This is a genomic window from Martinezella sp. CNPSo 3964, from assembly GCF_057784375.1.
Genome location: NZ_JBXSOW010000002.1, coordinates 163,024 through 181,227, shown reverse-complemented (window position 1 = coordinate 181,227; position 18,204 = coordinate 163,024). Strand labels below are relative to the sequence as shown.

The window sequence follows — 18,204 nt, the reverse complement described above, 5'->3', positions numbered from 1 at the left end:
TTTATGAAAGGCCGTTGGGCTCGCGCTCAACGGCCTTTTGTTTGAGCGATTTCCGTCAGGGTTCGGGAAGGCGTGATCGCTTCCGGATCGAGCGCGATCTCGATGATCGCCGGCTTGCCGCTGGCACGCGCCCGCGCGAAGGCCGGGCCAAACTCTTCCGTTGCCTTCACCGTCTCGCCATGGCCGCCATAGGCGCGTGCCAAGGCCGCGAAATCCGGATTGTCGAGTGCCGTGGCGCTGACGCGGCCGGGATATTCCCGCTCCTGATGCATGCGGATGGTGCCGTACATGCCGTTGTTGATGACCAGGGCGATCAGCGGCAGGTCATACTGGACGGCAGTCGCGAATTCTTGCCCATGCATCATGAAACAGCCGTCGCCGGCAAAGCAGATCACTTCACGCTCGGGAAAGAGCTGTTTCGCAGCGACCGCTGCCGGCAGGCCATAGCCCATCGAGCCGGAAGCCGGAGCTGACTGCGTGTTGAAACGGCGGAAGCGATGGAAGCGGTGCAGCCAGGTCGCGTAGTTGCCAGCGCCATTGGTGAAGATCGTATCGTCAGCGGTATTGGCTTCGATCCAGTCCATGATGCGGCCCATATGGACCGCGCCGGGGCTCTTTTCCGGTGTCTTCGACCACGCAAGATAGGCGGCGTGCATGCGCTCAGTGCGCTCGGCCCATGGCGTCTCGTGCAGTGGGGCCAAATCCGCGAGCGCCGCGACGAAATCCGCCGGGCTGGCACAGATGGCCAGGTCAGGCCGATAGACGCGCCCAAGCTCGGACGGGTCCGGGTGGATGTGGACTAGCTTTTGCTGCGGGTAGGGGATGTCGACCAGCGTATAGCCGGAGGACGGCATTTCCGAGAGGCGGCCGCCAAGGAGGATCAGCAGATCGGCTTCCTTGATTTCCTTTGCCAGCGCCGGATTGATGCCGATGCCGACATCACCGGAATAGTTCGGGTGCAGATGGTCGAACAGCATCTGGCGGCGGAAGGAGCAGCCGACCGGCAGCCTGAAACGCTCCGCAAACTGCCTGATGCCGGCAACGGCTTCCTCGGTCCAGCGCGTGCCGCCGAGAATGACCATCGGCCGCTCCGCCGCCGCAAGGCGCTTGTGAAAGTCAGCAAGCTGGTTGCGGCTCGGATGAGCTGCAACAGGGACATAGGGCAGCGCCTCCGGCGCCTCGACCTCATCGCGCAGCATATCCTCGGGCAGGGTCAGCACGACCGGGCCGGGACGCCCTGATGTGGCCACCGCGAAGGCTCGGGTGACGAATTCCGGAATGCGGGCGGCGTCATCGATCTCGCCGACCCATTTGGCGAACTCGGTAAAGGCGCGGCGGAATTCCACTTCCTGAAAGGCCTCGCGTTCGCGGGCATCGCGCTGGACCTGGCCGATAAACAGGATCATCGGGATCGAATCCTGCCGTGCGATATGAAGGCCGGCGGAGGCGTTCGTGGCGCCGGGACCGCGGGTGACCATGCAGATGCCTGGTTCGCCGGTCAATCGGCCCCAGGTGTCCGCCATCATCGCCGCGCCGCCCTCCTGGCGGCAGACGAGCACCTTGATATCGCTATCATGCAGGGCATCGAGCACGGCGAGAAAGCTCTCGCCCGGCACGCAGGAAATGCGCTGCACGCCATTTGCCTTCAAAGCTTCGACGATGAGTTGGCCGCCCGTTCGTTTCATGTCCTCGCCTTTCCCTCCAGTTTCGCCAATTCGGCGAGAACCTCCTCCTGATGCTCCCCAAGGCGCGGGCTCGGCCGCGTATAGGTCAATGGTGTCTCCGACAGCACGATCGGCGTGCGTACGCTCGGGATTATCGTGCCGGCACCGTCTTCAAGATCGATCCTCAAGCCGCGCGCCTTAATCTGCGGGTCGGCGAACATATCCTCGATCGTATTGATCGCGCCGGCCGGGACGGCATTGTCCTCGCAGGCTTTCAGCAGATCCGCCTTGTTCCACTTCAGCGTCTCCGCCGAGATGAAAGCCCGAACCTCGTTGCGGTTTGCGACGCGGGCCTTGTTGGTCGCATAGCGCTCGTCGTCGGCATGGAACCCTATGCCGAGGATGGTGCAGAGGCGCCGGAACTGACCGTCATTGCCGACGGCGAGAATGAGATAGCCGTCGGCCGTCGGCACGACTTCATAGGGGGAGATATTTGGGTGGGCGTTGCCGAGCCGCACTGGTGGCTTGCCCGAGATCAGGTAGTTCATGTTCTGATTGGCAAGCACTGCCGATTGCACATCGAGCAGCGCCATGTCGATGAGCTGTCCTTCGCCGGTCTTCAGCGCGTGGATCAGGGCGGCCTCGATTGCCGAGACGGCATAGATGCCGGTGAAGATATCGGCGATCGCCACGCCCGCCTTCACAGGCTGTCCTTCCGGCTCGCCTGTGATCGACATGAAACCGGACATGCCCTGGACGATATAGTCGTAGCCTGCGAGGTTGGCATAGGGGCCAGTCTGCCCGAAGCCGGTAATCGAGCAGTAGACGATGCGGGGGTTGATCTTCCTCAGGCTCTCGTAGTCCAGCCCATATTTGACAAGGCCGCCGAGCTTGAAGTTCTCAATCACCACGTCGGCCGTCTTTACCAGCCGGCGCACCAGATCCTGTCCTTCCTCGGTCTTGAGATCTGCCGTGATGGAGCGCTTGCCGCGATTGGCGGAATGGTAATAGGCGGCCGAGAGATTTTCGCCATCCTTGCCTTCGACGAAGGGAGGCCCCCATTGCCGGGTGTCGTCGCCGCCATCGGGATTTTCCACCTTGATGACATCGGCGCCGAGATCAGCCAGCATCTGCCCGGCCCAGGGGCCGGCGAGAACGCGGGCAAGCTCAATGACACGAATACCGGACAGCGGAGGTTTCTTGGTCGTTTTCTCTGTCATGTCCGTCCGCTCTCCCGCTTAGGGCGTGAATGCTGTTTCAGATGTATCGGATACGGGCCTGGAAGCAAAGCGTCGCTCGCGCCAGAGGATGTAGAGGCCGGAGCCGATGATGATGAGGATGCCGAGCCATTTGATCGCATCGGGGAAATTGTCAAAGACGAGCCAGCCGAAGATCGTTGCCGAGACGATCTCGAAATATTGCAGCGGTGCGAGCGTGGAGGCCGGCACGGCGCGATAGGCGTATACCGTCAGGATACCGGCGGCGGCTGCAGTGGCCCCGACACCGAAGAGATAGAGCGTGGCTGTCAGATCCGGCATGACCGGATCGAGGACTACAGCCCCGGTCGCCCGGCCGATGGCAAGCAGGGCGACGCTGAAGCCGGTGCCCCATAAGGCGGTCTGGAACTGCATCGACCAGGCATCCTCGCTATGAGAGACGACGCGCGTGATCATGACGTAGACGGCGATGCAGAGTGCTGTAACGACGGGGAGCAGGGCGACGAATCCGACCTCCTGAAAGCTTGGCTGGATAATCAGCATCGCGCCGAAAAAGCCGACGGCGCAGGCCGTGTAGCGGCGCCAACCGATAGTTTCCTTCAGGAAGATGCTGCTCAGGATGGTGAGCATCATCGGCTCGACGAAGAAGATGGCGATGGCATCGGCGACCTCCATCACCTGCAACGTGGTGACGAACGACACCATGGACAGCGTCAGCACGGCGGCACGGATGGCATGAACGCCGCTGCGGCGCCATGTCCAGACGCCCCATTGCCAGCGCATCGCCATCATCGGCAAGGCGAAGAGGCCCTGAAAGATGAAGCGGGCGGCAGTGACTTCGCCAGGCGGGATTGTGGCTGCGGCGAGCTTGGAGAAGATGTCGATGATCGGCGAGAGGATGACGGAGAGAAACATCATCGCCAAACCGAAGGTCAGCTCCGATTGCGGCAATCGGACCGAGGAGCCGCTGGAGGTATTCATTGCGGAATTTCCTTGAGAATCAGGTCCTTGCAGTCGCGGTTCTGCACCAGTCGGCAAAGCGTGCGATGGCCTGGTCGGCACCGATTTCGTTGAGCGTCTCGTGCCGCATGTCGGGATAGATCTCGGTTGTGATACGAGAGAATCCGGCTCTTTTCAAATGGTTTGACAGCCAGGAAATTGCTTTGCCGTTATCAGTCGCCGGATCCTTGCCGCCGCCGACGAGATGGATCGGCATGTCGCGCCCGAGACGGTCGAGATGGGTCTTCTGCGGCGCGCGGAAAGTCAACTCGAATAGATCGAGCCAGAGCGAAACGGAGGCATCGAAGCCGCAAAGCGGATCGGCGATATATTTGTCGACCTGCTCGGGAATGCGCGAGAGCCAGTCGAACTCGGTGCGCCGGTTGGCGATCGATTTACCCCAGGCGCCGAAAGTCAATTTCGGCAGTGGCCCGCTCGGCACGTCCGATCCCTTGAACATGCGCTCGGTCTTGAGAATGAGTTGAGCTGCGCGGCCGGCAAGACCCGGATTGAAATTGGAGTTCCAGACGGTAACGGCATCGAACTTGTCCGGATGCGTGACGACTGTGTTCAGGCTGATCAATCCGCCCATGGAATGACCGAACAGGATGATCGGCAAGCCGGGATAGTTGCTTACGGCAAACTCGCGCATGGCGAGCACATCGGTGATGACCTGTGTGCCCCCATCTCTTCGAGCAAAGCGGCCGATGGGGGCATCGGGGGCGGTCGTCTCGCCATGGCCGCGATGGTCATGGGCATAGACATGAAAGCCGTGGGCGGCCATCGCACCCGCAAAGGCCTCATAGCGACGGGAGTGCTCGGCAAGGCCATGCGATATCAGCAGGATACCACGAGCATCGGTCGCCGCCGGCAAATGATGATAGGCAAGGGTCGCGCCCGTCGGGCTATTCAGGCGCTGTGTCTCGGCGAACATATATTCGGTCCTCCCCAGTTGGACGAGAGGTTATCATCGGCCCGATTGCAATGGATAGGTGCCGAAGCTCACAGAAATAAATCTTTCCGAGCGCTGCGATTCAGGATTGCGCGCTTTCGAGCAAACTGCTTATTTGTTCCCATAATGTTCTAGTTGGAGGCAGGGAATGAAGCATTGGCTTCGGGTATTCGCGGTTGCAATCCTTTCGATCGGCACCGTGACGGGCGCCATGGCGCAGGAACATAGCCGTGGGCGGACACGCTTTATCCTGGCGGCAAGCTGGGAGCCGGCGTTTTGCGAGACGAACCAGAAGAAGGCGGAATGCCGGAACCAGTCGTCGGATAATCATGATGCGACGAATTTCTCGCTGCACGGTCTCTGGCCGATGCGGCAGGAATATTGCGATGTTTCCGAGGATCTGAAGCAGGCGGATCGTGGCCGCGACTGGAAGGACCTGCCTTCCGTGCAGCTTTCCCAGGACGTGAAAGCGAAGCTCGACAAGGTGATGCCGGGCACGCAATCCGGCCTCGAGCGGCATGAATGGATCAAGCACGGCACCTGCACGAAGCTCAGCGCCGACCAGTATTTTGCCATCGCTGCCGGCTTGATTGCCGAGCTCAATACGTCTGCCGTGCGTGATCTTTTCGCGCAGAGTATCGGCAAGGAACTGGATGCCGAAAGCATCAAGGCCGCCTTCGACCAGAGCTTCGGCGAAGGCGCCAATGCGCGCATCAAGATGAGCTGCCGCCGGGTCGGCAATGTCAGGATGATTTCGGAGCTGACCATCGGTCTCTCGGAAGATGCGATCGATCCCCTGCAAGGCAACGAGCCACGGCTCGGCAAATTGATCCAGGGCGCCGGCAGCACTTCCTTCGGCTGTGATCGCGGCGTGGTGGACGCGGCTGGTTTCTAGCCTAATCCGCTCTTTGCGACGCGGATAAATGCCCTCGGACAAGGTTTCGCCGTTGCCCGAGGGCCGGGTTTCGCCTACATAGCGGCACAATTCGCAATGTTATCCGCCCGTGGAGTAACCCAAGCTATGGCACGTCAGTTTATTTATCATATGGCCGGACTGAATAAGTCCTATGGCGCCAAGAAGATCCTCGAGAATATCCATCTCTCCTTCTACCCCGACGCCAAGATCGGTATCCTTGGTCCGAACGGGGCGGGTAAGTCGACGGTGCTGCGCATCATGGCCGGCCTCGATAAGGAATATACCGGCGAAGCTTGGCTGGCCGAAGGCGCGACCATTGGTTACCTGGCGCAGGAGCCTCAGCTAGATCCCAACAAGACGGTTTTCGAAAACGTTATGGAAGGCGTTGCCAAGAAAACCGAAATCCTCAATCGCTACAACGAATTGATGATGAACTATTCCGACGAGACTGCGGAAGAGGGCGCCAAGCTCCAGGACATCATCGACAGCCAGAATCTCTGGGATCTGGAAAGTCAGGTCGAGATGGCGATGGAAGCGTTGTGCTGCCCGCCGCGCGATGCCGAAATCACCAGCCTTTCCGGCGGTGAGCGCCGCCGTATCGCGCTTTGCCGCCTGCTTCTCGCTCAGCCGGACCTGCTGCTGCTCGACGAACCGACCAACCATCTCGACGCCGAGACCATCGCCTGGCTGGAAAAGCACCTGCGCGACTATCCGGGTGCCGTGATGATGATCACCCACGACCGCTACTTCCTCGACAATGTTACCGGCTGGATTCTCGAACTCGATCGCGGCCGTGGCATTCCCTACGAAGGCAACTATTCCGCCTATCTGCGGGCCAAGGCCAAGCGCATGCAGCAGGAAGCCCGTGAAGAAGCTGGCCGTCAGAAGGCTATCAGCCGCGAACAGGAATGGATCGCCTCCAGCCCCAAGGCCCGTCAGGCCAAGTCCAAGGCGCGTATCAACGCCTACGAACAGCTGGTCGATGCTGCCGAAAATCAGCGTCCCGGCGATGCGCAGATCATCATTCCGGTCAGCGAGCGTCTCGGCCAGGTGGTGATCGAGATGGAGGGCATCACCAAGGGTTTCGAAGGCCGCACGCTGGTCAACGATCTATCGATCAAGCTGCCGCCCGGCGGCATCGTCGGCATCATCGGTCCGAACGGCGCCGGCAAGACGACGCTGTTCAAGATGATCACGGGGCAGGAAAAGCCGGATTCCGGCTCGGTCCGTATCGGCGAGACGGTGCATCTCAGCTATGTCGACCAGAGCCGCGACGCACTTGACGGCAATAAGACGGTCTGGGAGGAAATCTCTGGCGGCGCCGAAGTCATCAAGCTCGGCAAGTTCGACATGAATTCGCGCGCCTATTGCGGCGCCTTTAACTTCAAGGGCGGCGACCAGCAGCAGAAGGTCGGCAATCTCTCTGGCGGTCAGCGCAACCGTGTTCACCTGGCCAAGATGCTGAAGGCTGGCGGCAACGTGCTTCTGCTCGACGAACCCACCAACGACCTCGATACGGAAACGCTGGGGGCGTTGGAAAGCGCGCTCGAAAACTTCGCCGGCTGCGCCATCATCATTAGCCATGATCGCATGTTCCTCGACCGTCTGGCCACGCATATCCTGGCCTTTGAAGGCGAAGGCCATGTCGAATGGTTCGAGGGCAATTTCGAAGATTACGAGCAGGACAAGATCCGCCGCCTCGGCCCCGATGCCCTCAATCCGGGCAGCCAGGCACACAAGCGACTGACGCGCTAGGCTCTCGGTTTCGCTCTTCGAAAACCCCGGCTTGTCCGGGGTTTTTGTTTGCCTATCGGCGTAACCGGATATTCCGTTTTCGTCAGAAACTAACAGATTTCCGACGTCGAAATAGCGTCGCGAGCGATTGGCTCTTGCAGATCGCGCCCAAATCACATAAAGATATCTTTATATCTTGATTGGGTGTGGAATGACGGATCTGGTTAAACTCGGCTTGGATGATGTGGTGGATGTGCTGAAGGCGGTCGGCGAGCCGACGCGGCTGCGTCTCCTGGCACTCCTCGCGGCCGGCGATCTCACTGTCACCGATCTTACCGAAATTCTCGGCCAGTCGCAGCCGCGTATTTCCCGACATTTGAAACTGCTCGGCGAAGCCGGCCTGATCGATCGTTATCAGGAGGGTGCCTGGGCTTATTTCCGTTTGAAGCAAGAGGGCAAAGCCGTCACGCTGGCGCGCGCTCTGCTGCGCCACACCGCCGAGAGAGATACGGTGCTGCTGCGCGATGGCGAGCGGCTTACCTCGGTGAAGCGTGTTCGGGCTGAACGTGCGCAGGCCTATTTCAGCCGGAACGCCGCTGAGTGGGACGAGTTGCGTCGCCTCCATGTCGCGGATGAGGATGTCGATAAGGCGTTGATCGATCTGATCGGTCCGCAGCCGATCGACTCCTTCCTCGATCTCGGCACGGGCACGGGCCGGATGCTGCAGCTTCTGACCGGCCATTACCGCCGCGCTATCGGCATCGATGCCAGCCGTGACATGCTGGCGGTTGCGCGTGCCAATCTCGACCGGGCCAACATCACAAGCGCCTCCGTACGTCATGGCGATATTTTCAACCTGCCGCTCGAACAGCAGGATTTCGACCTCATTACCATCCATCAGGTGCTGCATTTCCTCGATCAGCCTGAGATCGCCATCAACGAGGCGGCGCGAATGCTGCGGCCCGGCGGCCGGCTTGTCATTATCGACCTCGCGCCGCACGGGCTTGAATATTTGCGTGACGAGCATGCGCATCTGCGCCTCGGCTTCTCGCATCAGACCATGTCGGATTGGCTGAAACTGGCGGGGTTGGATGTCGAGCGCGTACAGGACCTTCATTCGGGGAAGGAAGGCGGTCAAGCGCTGACCGTCACCATCTGGCTGGCGCGCGACCCGCGGTTGCTGATTGCGTCCGACCAGGGCCACCAGTCATCCCCCATTCTTGCCGGGAGAGTTTGACATGTCTTCGAGATCAGAAAGCCGTAATGACGGTATCCGCATCTCCTTCGAGTTCTTTCCGCCGAAGTCGGAAGAGGCCGAGCAGCAGCTGTGGAACACCGTTGAGGAGCTCAGCGATTGGGAGGCTGAGTTCGTTTCAGTCACATATGGGGCAGGCGGCTCGACCAAGGCGCCGACGCTTTCCGCTGTACGCAAAATGATCCATGAGACGCCGTTCACGACAGCATCGCATCTGACCTGCGTCGGTGCCACGCGCGAGGATACGCATCGGGTGATCGACGAGTTTCTCGCCGCGGGGGTTCGCCGTTTCGTCGCCCTGCGCGGGGATCCGCCTGGCGGTGTCGGCGCGGCCTATCAGCCGCATCCGGGCGGCTATGCCAATGCCGCTGAACTGGTGGGGGCTTTGCGCGAGCGCGGCGATTTCGATATTTCCGTCTCCGCCTATCCGGAAAAGCATCCGGAAAGCCGCGATACGGCAGCTGATATCGACATGCTGAAGCGCAAGGCGGAGAACGGTGCCGACAGGGCGCTGACCCAGTTCTTCTTCGATAATGATGCTTTTGAGCGGTATCATGATCGCGTCCGTGCGGCTGGCATCGAGATTCCGGTCGTGCCGGGTATCATGCCGATCCAGAATCTGACTCAACTGAAGCGCTTCGCCGGCGCCTGCGGCACGAATATTCCGTCCTGGCTCGACGAGCGTTTCGATGGTCTGGAAGAGAATACCGAAGAGCGTGCCAGAGTTGCCGCCGACGTTGCTGCCGAGCAGATTCAGGACCTGATGCGCCGTGGTATTCACGAATTTCATCTCTACACGATGAACCGTTCAGCGCTGGTTTCTGCCGTGCTCGAACGGCTGGGTCTTGAGCGTAAGGTGGACGCACGGGCCGGGGCCGCCGCCTAAAGTGTGCCGCGCACGCTAATAAAAAAGCGCATGTCCGGCCGGGACATGCGCTTTTCTAGTGAAACAGGCGTTTTGTTAGCTTTTCGGAGTTTGGTCGTCTGCAAATTTCACTAAAGCCATCAGATGAAAAGCATCGTCACGACGAAAGCGAAGGCCGCACCGACCACAAGGACGTTGATGGATCGCGTTAATCCCATGTCTTCCTCCTCAGTCAGCCGTTAAATTTTATGTCGAAAATGTGTTGTTTGGAAAGAACATTCGATGCTGCGGCGCGGCATGGAGTTCGCGACGTGATTCATGAACTTGCGGCAACGATTTGATATTAATTTATAAATGTCGATTGTTGGCTCAATGACGGGCTGTGAATAAATATTAATATGCTGTGACTGCGGACCATCCGAGTGGAGCACGAGATCATGTTTCGTGCGTCCTGGCGCCGCGTTTCATCCACATGAAAAGCCGTCCATCGAGGACGAGCAGACCTGCTGCTATGAGCAGCATGCCGGCGATTTCCGCAGGACCCATCCGCTCGCCGAGAAAGAGGAAGCCGAGCAATAGTGCGCTTGGTGGCACCAGCAGTGTGACGAGCGAGGTATTGGTGGCGCCGGCAAGCTTGATGATGCGAAAGTAGAGAATATAGGCGAAGGCGGTCGATAGCAGCGCCAGGCCGAGAATGGCGGCAATCGCCGCCAGCGGAGGGGTGGCGAGCGTCCAAGGCTGGTCGATCACCAACGCGACCGGCAGCATGATGAGCGAGGAGCCCGTCAACTGGCCCGCTGCCACAACCGGCGGCGCTATACCTTTGAACTGTTTGGCATAAATCGCTGCAAATCCGTAGGAGATCGCCGCGAGGATCGGCAATGATAGCGCCCAGAAGGGAACGGAGCCGCTGCTTGTAACGCTCGGGCCGAGCAACACGATCGTTCCGAGTAGACCGGTGAGGCAGCCAACCAGCTTGGCCGATGTCAGGCGCTCGTCCGTTGTCAGCTGATTGCCGATCAACACGGTCCACATCGGCGTCGTCGCGTTCAGGATGGATGCAAGCCCGGCGCCCATCTGCGTCTGGCCGCAGAAGATCAGCGCATGTGGTATCGCGTTGTTGATCAAGCCCAACAGCAGAAATTGCCGCCAGTGCTGCCGCAGCGACTGATAGATGCCAAGGCGACCGGCAAGGTAGACGTGCAGCGCCACCGCCGCCAAGAACAGACGCAGCAGGACGAGCGTGAAAGGCGGCACATGGTGAACCGCGATGCGTGCGAAAAAGAACGAGCCGCCCCAGATCAGTCCAAGCAACAATAGAAGGCCCCAGGTCGAAGCGCTCATTCGATGTTCGCCATTCATGACATCTCTCCTCTCTTTCGATGCATCTAAACCGGAAGAGTGCGGGCTCTCCACCCGTTTCTTGCTGCTTTGAGGTTGTGGATGCTCACGGTTACGAGGGGGCAGATACAAAAAAGGCGGCCAGGAGCCGCCTTTTCGATCGATCTATGGGAGAAATCAGAGCGCGTTGAGCAGCGCCGCCGTCGCCCAGCCGTCTGCCGGCAACCCCAGACGGAACTGTTCCTTCTGGATGGCGACACGCGTGCCGGAACCCAGAATGCCGTCGATCTTGCCGACATCGTAGCCGCGGGCGACGAGCTTGGTCTGAAGCGCCTTCATGTCGACATCGTTGAGGCCTGCCTCGGGGTTGCCCTTGTTATAGGGCGGAGCGCCAGCAAAGCGGGTGGCGAAATAGGCTGCCGAGGTCGTGTAGATGAAGGACTGGTTCCAGCCGAGAAAGGCATTGTAGTTCGGATAGGTCAGGAAGGTGGGGCCTTTGCGGCCCTGCGGCATGATAAGCGCGGCCGGCAGCGAGGCGAAATTCGTATTGCCGTCACGCGGCTTGACGCCGAGCTTGAACCAGTCACCGGCCGTCAACGTGCCGCCGATGCCGGATTTTTCCCAAGGCAGGTTGTCTGGTACTGAAACTTCCTGCAGCCAGGGTTGATCGCGAACGAAGCCGAGACTTTGGAGAAATTTTGCCGTGGTCAGAATCACGTCAGGCGCGCTGGTCTTCAAGTTGACGTGGCCATCGCCATCGCCATCGGTGCCGTAAGCAATGATCGAGGGCGGGAGCATCTGCGTTTGGCCAATTTCCCCAGCCCACGCGCCGGTCGTCGTTGCCGGATCAGCGTCGCCGTCCTGCACCATCTTGATCAGGGCGATCAGTCGCGGGCGGAAAGAATCCGGCCGGCGGCAATCATGAGCGAGGGTGACCAAGGCGTTGCGGGTGTTGAAATTGCCCTGAACAGCGCCGAAATCTGTTTCCATTGCCCAATAGGTTGTGATTACGGCCGGAGGAATACCATAATCCTGTTCAGCCTTTGCGAAGACGTCGGCATATTGCTTCATCTTTTGACGGCCGATGTCTAGGCGGCCCTGGCTGACGGTGCGTTGCGAGAATTCCAGGAAGGTCTGGCGGAAGACGCCCTGATTACGGTCCATGGCAAGGACCTTAGGGTCGATCTGCGCGCCGGCGAGGGCCTTGTCGGCGGCGGCTGCATCCGTGCCACCGGCAATCGCCTCAGCCTTTACGCCGGCCAGAAAAGCCGCGAGATCGCCGCCGCAGGCTGCTTTTGGCGTTGCGTCGCTGCTCGCCGGCGGCACTGCGGCTGGAGCCGCGCTTTGAGCCAATGCCGTACCGGTCATGGCGGAAGCGAAGAGCAACGCAAGAGCGCCGCGTCGAATGGTGTGACGATCCATGAGCGATCCTTCCTAGTGATAGAATAGGGTCGCTTTCACAGAAGATTGTGACATAAGCAAGAGTGAAATGGGCTCAGTATTAAGAATTTCCCTGCTTCTCTACTGCAGCCACCCAGTTTTGCCAGTTCTGCTCGGAACCGGCAAAAACATTGATGTCCGTCGGGCCTTTGATGCCGGGGATAACGCCGGTCGAGGTATATTGCCAGAAGGCCCAGCTGCGGTCTGCATAGGTCTCTTTCGGATGCTTGGCGACCGAGCGGACCCAGAAGTGATAATCCTTGAAATAGCCGGCAAGATTCTCGCGGTGGAAGTCGACCGAAGTATAGATGATCGGGCGCTTGCCGTAATAAGCCTGCAGGCGATCCATGAACCGCTTGATTTCCGTTCGCACCGTTTCGGGAGCCGGCCTGGTCTTGCAGGTCGGGGAGCCAGGGTTCCATTCAACGTCGACGACGGGAGGAAGCGCCATGGCATCCTTCGGTACGTTGCGGATGAACCAATCGGCCTGCTCGTCGGCCGTGGAGCAGAAATAGAAGAAATGATAGGGCGCGTGCAGCAATCCCGCAGCGCTGGCCTCATTCCAATACTCGGTGAAACGAGGATCGATCCGATCCTTGCCTTCCGTCGCCTTGATAAAAACGAAGGCGACACCGGAACCCTTGACGGCTTTCCAATCGATATCGCCCTGCCATTTGGAAATATCGATGCCATGGATGGGGTGACGCTCGGGATGATCGCGGCCGAAATCCTGGGGTTTCGTATCGGCGAACCTGGTCTTGGGAAGAGCCGCCGTCGATAGGGCATCATAGCCCGTCGTGCAGCCATTCAAGAAAAGGGCGAGCGGCAGTAGGCATGCCAGAAGCCGGCGCATGGATATCCTGTTATGGCGCGAGTGATCTTGCTGCCCCAAGACTTGGCTTCCGTAATATGGTCCCCGATAATCCGAAAGAGCGGCAGACCAGACTGTTGCCAGCTGATCTTGCCAGTTTATTCACCATATCAACGTAAAAAATGCGTTATCTTCAAGCAAATTCTTATGCCTGGTGCCTTCAGAGGCCGGATTTTGCGCTGGAATCTGTCGCCGCTCAAGCGCCGTGCCGGGTTGCCACCGCCCGCCAGGCATATCCGCGGCCGATCCTTTCGGTTCTCACCGACATGCCTCGCGCTGCAGCTTTTTCTTCGAGCACCGTCAGAAGATCGGCGCGGGGAGTGACGTGGAATTTCTTCAGCCAGCCTTTGAGTATGGCACGGAACCAACCAGGCAATCCTTCCTGCTGGCCGAAATCGACGATATGAAGCTCGCCGCCGGGTGCGACCGCATCGAGCGAAGCGTCGATGGCATTCTTCCAGTCCGGGATCATCGAGAGCGCGTAGGAAATCATCACGCGATCAAACCCGCCTACGCTGAAATCGGCTGGCGAAAAGGCTGTGGCATCGGCGACGCGGAAATCCGGCATCTGCTTCAAGCTGCGGAAATTGGCACGCGCCGAGATCAGCATTTCCTGCGAGATATCAAGGCCATAGAGCCGAGAGGAGGGGAAGCGTCGATAGGCGAGCAGCATATTGCGACCCGTGCCGCAGCCCACTTCCAGAAGCGAGCCGCCGACTGGCACATTCAGCTGTTCGATCGTTCGATCACGTCCGAACAGGTAATATTTGCGGGTAAGGTCATAGATGTGACGCTGATAGCGGTACATGCCGTCCATCAGCTTGGCGTGGTTGTTTGCGCTGGTTTCTATGCCTGTATCCGCCTGGCTCACGCTTTTTTCCCGTAGATGTGGAAGCCGCCGTAGATGGCCGAGCGGTCACGAGCATTGAGCTCCTGCGAACGCTCTTCGAAATAGACCCACTGGTCGCGGATCGCTGGAGAAAGACGACCCTCAATGATGCTCTTTTCCGCAGCCGTGCGGAAGATGACGCGGGCGTGCTCGCGCGCCGTGCGGGTGATCTCCGCCCAGAGGCCATTGAGCTGCTCGTCGGTCATCCAGTCCTGCGCATCAAGCAAGATGTAGCGATCGCGCGAGGCTGCCGGTTTGGAAGCGAGAAGCTCGGTGAAATTGGCGTGATGCACGTCGACACGATCGGCATTGGCGCGGATCGCGGCATAGTGTTCCGGCTTGAGATAGGTGGGCAGGGGACCCTGGTGCTGGGCAGCGTAGCGGCGCGAGAATGCCTGCCAGGCAAAGTAATTGTCGCGCATCGGGAAGTGACAGGCGAGCTTTTCCAGGCGGTGTTTCAGCACGGCCGAAATGGAATCGTCGCCCGCAAGGCTTGCAAGCTCATCATACTGCTGCGGCGGGATGCCGAGGCCGAAGAGCGAGCTCTTGCGACCGAGCAGCCAGCGAACCGCCCGCTTGTCGAAGATCGGTGCGATTTCCTCTTCGAAGAACTGACGCTGCTCGCGCATGGTGCGGGCTTCCGTCATCTTGGCGAGGCGAACGCCGTGCAGGCGTGCCAATATGTGGGCGGCGCCGATAAAGCGGCCGAGAAGGCCGGTCTTGTAGATGTTGCGGTTGAAGACCGTGATGCGCCTACGGCCATAGAGATCGCGGCCGTCCCAGTAGTTGGCGGTTGCCGTGTCGAGGCGCGGCGCGATGAATTGGTCGTAGGCCTGGCTATTGGCCGCGATGTCAGGCGTTCCGAAGAAGCGCACCAGGTCCGCATGGCCGGGAAGCAGACGGAAAGCCGCAAGCTTCAGCTTGTTCAGTGCGATGTGGTGGCGATTGAGATCGACGACATCGATGGATGCAGGATTTTGCGAGAGGTAGGCGAGCATGTTGCAGCCGCCCGAACCGATGGTGACGATGCGATGATGCGCCTGCAGCTCCATCGCCTCCATATCGATATCCGGATCTTCCCAGATCTGCGGATAGACGAGGCCGGAAAACAACATCCCGAACAGGCGCTCGGAGAGGCCAGCTTTAGACAGTGCCTTGTGCTGCAGCAGAGCGTCCTTGAGTTTCCGGTTCTTTTGGAGACCGGCATCCGGGGCGAATTCCGTCATCTGAGTCTTGTCACCGATTTGTGAAGTTCAGGGCGTGTAACCCGGCAATGCTACAGTCTGATGACGCGGGCTGTTGGCAGATTTCGCGGAAATGGACCGTTACGCAGATTTAACGGGCTGCCATCACGATAGGCCTTTCATCTTGTTACGTTTCCTGATTGTCTCCGCCTACCTTTTTGGAGGGTATGCAACATGCGTTTGATATCGAGAGTGATCGGGGCTCTTATTGTTTTGCTGCTGATCATTGTCGCCGGCGGGGCCATTTGGCTGTCTGTTTATCCGCCGGAATTGCTCAAGGTCGGCGATGGCTATGCCGCAAAGATTGTCTGCTCCAACACGTTCGTCGCCAAGCGAGACCCGGACAAGGTACTGGAAGAGGATGTGCAGGCTCCCGGCAATCCCGCATTGAAACTCATTCGAGTCTATGTGGACCGAGAGGAAGGAGTTGTCACGGCCCGCTTCCTCGGATTGTTTGCGCCGAACCGTGCGCTCTATCGCGGTGCGCTTGGCTGTGCGCTGGTGCCGGACGGCGATCTGCAGGCGGCTCGCAGCGCCGTCTTTCTCAACAAGGTCAAGGCGCCGAAGAGTGATGCCGTGTGGCCGGATGGGGATACGGTAAACCTTGGCCAGGGCGACGAAGGGACGAAGCTTGCCAATATCGTATCGAATTCTGACCTCGCCGGGCCTGCCATGCGCGCAATCGTCGTCGTCAAGGATGGCCGCATCGTCGCCGAGACTTATGGCGACGGGTTCGGCAAGGGAACGCCGTTGATCGGCTGGTCCATGACGAAGACCGTCAATGCAGCCATCATCGGTCGTTTGATGCTGGCTGGCCGCATGTCCTTCGACGATCAGAATCTTCTGCCGCAATGGAGCGTGGACCCACGCAAGGATATCAAACTCAGCGATCTTCTCGCCATGGAGAGCGGCCTTGCCTTCAACGAGTCATATGGCACCGTGTCGGACGTGACGCGTATGCTCTACCTCGACCCGGACGTGACCAGTATCGCAGCCGACGCGCATCAGTTGGCTGCCCCTGGCGAACGTTTCAGCTATTCCAGCGGCACGGCAGCGCTGCTTTCGCGCCTCTGGATGAACCGGCTGCCCAATCTGAGCGCTGCCATCTCCTATCCGCGTGAAGCACTTTTCGGGCCGCTCGGCATGTACAGCGCCGTTTTCGAGGCCGACGAGCGCGGCACCTTCGTCGGCAGTTCCTATCTTTACGCCAACGCCCGCGATTGGGCACGTTTTGGTCTCTTTCTGCTGCAGGATGGGGTTTGGAATGGGCACCGCCTGCTGCCGGAAGGTTTTGTCGGCGCCATGCGCACGCCAACGAAGGCTTCCGAGGGCGTTTACTCGCAGGCTCAAGCCTGGCTTGCCGGCCCCGGCGGCTCCAATGCGCAATTTGGCCTGCCTGCGGATACCTTCTGGATGACCGGTCACGACGGCCAGACGATCGCAATCGTGCCGTCTGCCAATCTTGTTGTCGTGCGGATGGGGTTGACGCCGACCTGGGCGGATTATCGGCCGCAAATCCTGGTAAAGCGGATCATGGATGTGATAAAGCCGGCCTCCACGTAGGCCGGCTTTCACAATATCCCGATAGATCAGTAATTGCCGTTGGCGACGTCCGTCAGGCCCTTGCGTTTGGCATCGTAGTAGTAGCCGCGAGCGTAGAGCTGGACCGCATTGGCTTCCTTGTTTTCTGCCTTGCTGTCGGCCGTCATCCATGCGCCGCGCAGATATTTGGCGGCGTATTTGATGTTGGTTTCGGCATCAAGGAGGCCGGACGCCGGGCCTTCATAGCCCATCGACTTGGCCGTATTGTACTTGATCTGCATGAGGCCGAAATATCCGGCGCGGTTATAGGCCTTCGGATTGTAGCGGCTTTCGCGGTGAACGACGCGATGGATAAGGGATTCCGGAATTTCGTAGAGCTTGGCGTATTTCTGGATGAGCTTCGAAACGTAGCTCTTTTCCGCAGCCGGAACATCGGAATCGTAATTCGGCGTGTTGGTGGTGGTCATGACAGCCGGAACGACCGTCGGGCCGCTGCTGTCGAAATTGAAGTCGTAATGCATGCGGTTGTCCGCATAGCGCTGAACGCCGATCTGAGCGGGGGTGGCGAAGGCGACTTCTGCCTGTGCCATCGAATCTGGACGCGGCGTCGGCACTGCGACTTGAATGGCTGCCACATCCGATGTCATCGGAATGGTCGGCTCGCCCTGGGCCGTGGATGCGGAAACCGGCGTGAGCGCGGCATCGCCGGGGCGTGCCGGATTGGGCATGGGAATTGCAACCACGGAAGGCACCAGGGGCACATCGGATGCCGCGTAGGCCGCAGCCGTCGATGTACCGGCGGCAGGCGCACCCGTCGCAGCTGCGATTGCGGCCGTGCCCTGATTGGCAGCATTTGCTACCGGCGCGCCGAAGCGCCCCTGTGCCGCGTCCATCTGCTGCTGGCTTACCGCTGCAGCAGCAACATTTGCCGTACCCGGAACAACACGACCGGACTTTACCATTGCCGTCTGTTGCGGCCGCTGCGGACCGATGAAGGTCGGCGATACTGCCGCTATTGCGACGCCGCCTGCGGGCGCGGCTGTGCCAGTTGCGGTTAGGGTCGTATTCGGATGCGGCACGTTGGTGTGTGCCGACGGGAGTTCTGCCTGAGACGTCTGTTGCTGCTGAGTGCTTGCGCACCCGGCAAGAGCGCCGCACATCATTGCCGATAAGGCAACGCTGCGCTTCAGGCTGGGAAATCCGATCGTTACCATTCTGTCACTTTCGAAAAAACCAAACCTAATTTCGATGCAATTCGGCCACAGGACCGCCAAA

At 59.6% G+C, this 18,204-nt stretch carries 15 protein-coding genes; 5 read left to right on the top strand and 10 right to left on the bottom strand.

The window, feature by feature from the left end; translation table 11 throughout:
- Positions 1 to 26: 26 nt before the first annotated feature.
- From AC13Q5_RS07470 to AC13Q5_RS07455, 4 genes are read right to left on the bottom strand one after another with little or no spacing between them, the layout of a single operon-like run.
- Entirely contained in the window at positions 27 to 1,685 is a 1,659-nt protein-coding gene (locus tag AC13Q5_RS07470; protein ID WP_488501303.1) for a thiamine pyrophosphate-binding protein, read from the bottom strand.
- Complete coding sequence (gene caiB / locus AC13Q5_RS07465; RefSeq protein WP_488501302.1) at positions 1,682 to 2,884, bottom strand: succinate--glutarate CoA-transferase; 1,203 nt, start codon at positions 2,882 to 2,884, stop codon at positions 1,682 to 1,684. Before caiB ends, AC13Q5_RS07470 begins: the two co-directional genes overlap by 4 nt.
- Before the next feature lie 18 nt (positions 2,885 to 2,902).
- On the bottom strand, positions 2,903 to 3,862 hold the full coding sequence (locus AC13Q5_RS07460) for a DMT family transporter (protein WP_488501301.1): 960 nt from the start codon (positions 3,860 to 3,862) through the stop codon (positions 2,903 to 2,905).
- Between the two features lie 19 nt (positions 3,863 to 3,881).
- A complete protein-coding gene (locus AC13Q5_RS07455) occupies positions 3,882 to 4,814 on the bottom strand; it encodes an alpha/beta hydrolase (RefSeq protein ID WP_488501300.1) in 933 nt (310 codons plus the stop codon).
- A gap of 166 nt (positions 4,815 to 4,980) precedes the next feature.
- Between AC13Q5_RS07455 and AC13Q5_RS07450 the strand changes: the two genes are divergently transcribed.
- From AC13Q5_RS07450 to metF, 4 genes are all read left to right on the top strand, one after another.
- Positions 4,981 to 5,727, top strand: a complete 747-nt coding sequence (locus AC13Q5_RS07450; protein WP_488501299.1) for a ribonuclease T2 family protein — start codon at positions 4,981 to 4,983, stop codon at positions 5,725 to 5,727.
- 126 nt (positions 5,728 to 5,853) lie between these two features.
- Positions 5,854 to 7,503: an energy-dependent translational throttle protein EttA gene (gene ettA, locus AC13Q5_RS07445; protein WP_488501298.1), complete on the top strand. Its 1,650-nt coding sequence runs from the start codon at positions 5,854 to 5,856 to the stop codon at positions 7,501 to 7,503.
- Positions 7,504 to 7,693: 190 nt separating this feature from the next.
- On the top strand, positions 7,694 to 8,719 hold the full coding sequence (locus AC13Q5_RS07440) for an ArsR/SmtB family transcription factor (RefSeq protein WP_488501297.1): 1,026 nt from the start codon (positions 7,694 to 7,696) through the stop codon (positions 8,717 to 8,719).
- A gap of 1 nt (position 8,720) precedes the next feature.
- On the top strand, positions 8,721 to 9,623 hold the full coding sequence (gene metF, locus AC13Q5_RS07435; protein WP_457881883.1) for a methylenetetrahydrofolate reductase [NAD(P)H]: 903 nt from the start codon (positions 8,721 to 8,723) through the stop codon (positions 9,621 to 9,623).
- 414 nt (positions 9,624 to 10,037) lie between these two features.
- On the opposite strand, the gene AC13Q5_RS07430 is transcribed toward metF, so the two are convergent.
- The 5 genes from AC13Q5_RS07430 to AC13Q5_RS07410 form a co-directional block, all read right to left on the bottom strand.
- A complete protein-coding gene (locus AC13Q5_RS07430) occupies positions 10,038 to 10,964 on the bottom strand; it encodes a DMT family transporter (RefSeq protein ID WP_488501296.1) in 927 nt (308 codons plus the stop codon).
- 156 nt (positions 10,965 to 11,120) lie between these two features.
- Positions 11,121 to 12,365 carry a lytic murein transglycosylase gene (locus AC13Q5_RS07425; protein ID WP_075850938.1) on the bottom strand — a complete coding sequence of 415 codons (1,245 nt, stop codon included), beginning with the start codon at positions 12,363 to 12,365 and terminating at the stop codon, positions 11,121 to 11,123.
- 79 nt (positions 12,366 to 12,444) lie between these two features.
- Positions 12,445 to 13,236, bottom strand: coding sequence for a glycoside hydrolase family 25 protein (locus AC13Q5_RS07420; protein WP_488501295.1), 792 nt, complete (start codon positions 13,234 to 13,236; stop codon positions 12,445 to 12,447).
- Between the two features lie 214 nt (positions 13,237 to 13,450).
- Positions 13,451 to 14,125 (bottom strand): class I SAM-dependent methyltransferase, encoded by a 675-nt coding sequence (locus tag AC13Q5_RS07415; RefSeq protein WP_488501294.1) that lies wholly within the window; start codon positions 14,123 to 14,125, stop codon positions 13,451 to 13,453.
- A complete protein-coding gene (locus AC13Q5_RS07410) occupies positions 14,122 to 15,369 on the bottom strand; it encodes a BtaA family protein (RefSeq protein WP_488501293.1) in 1,248 nt (415 codons plus the stop codon). Before AC13Q5_RS07410 ends, AC13Q5_RS07415 begins: the two co-directional genes overlap by 4 nt.
- A 192-nt stretch (positions 15,370 to 15,561) precedes the next feature.
- Between AC13Q5_RS07410 and AC13Q5_RS07405 the strand changes: the two genes are divergently transcribed.
- On the top strand, positions 15,562 to 16,950 hold the full coding sequence (locus AC13Q5_RS07405) for a serine hydrolase domain-containing protein (protein WP_075850935.1): 1,389 nt from the start codon (positions 15,562 to 15,564) through the stop codon (positions 16,948 to 16,950).
- 26 nt (positions 16,951 to 16,976) lie between these two features.
- On the opposite strand, the gene AC13Q5_RS07400 is transcribed toward AC13Q5_RS07405, so the two are convergent.
- Complete coding sequence (locus AC13Q5_RS07400) at positions 16,977 to 18,143, bottom strand: transglycosylase SLT domain-containing protein (protein ID WP_488501292.1); 1,167 nt, start codon at positions 18,141 to 18,143, stop codon at positions 16,977 to 16,979.
- Positions 18,144 to 18,204 lie beyond the last annotated feature (61 nt).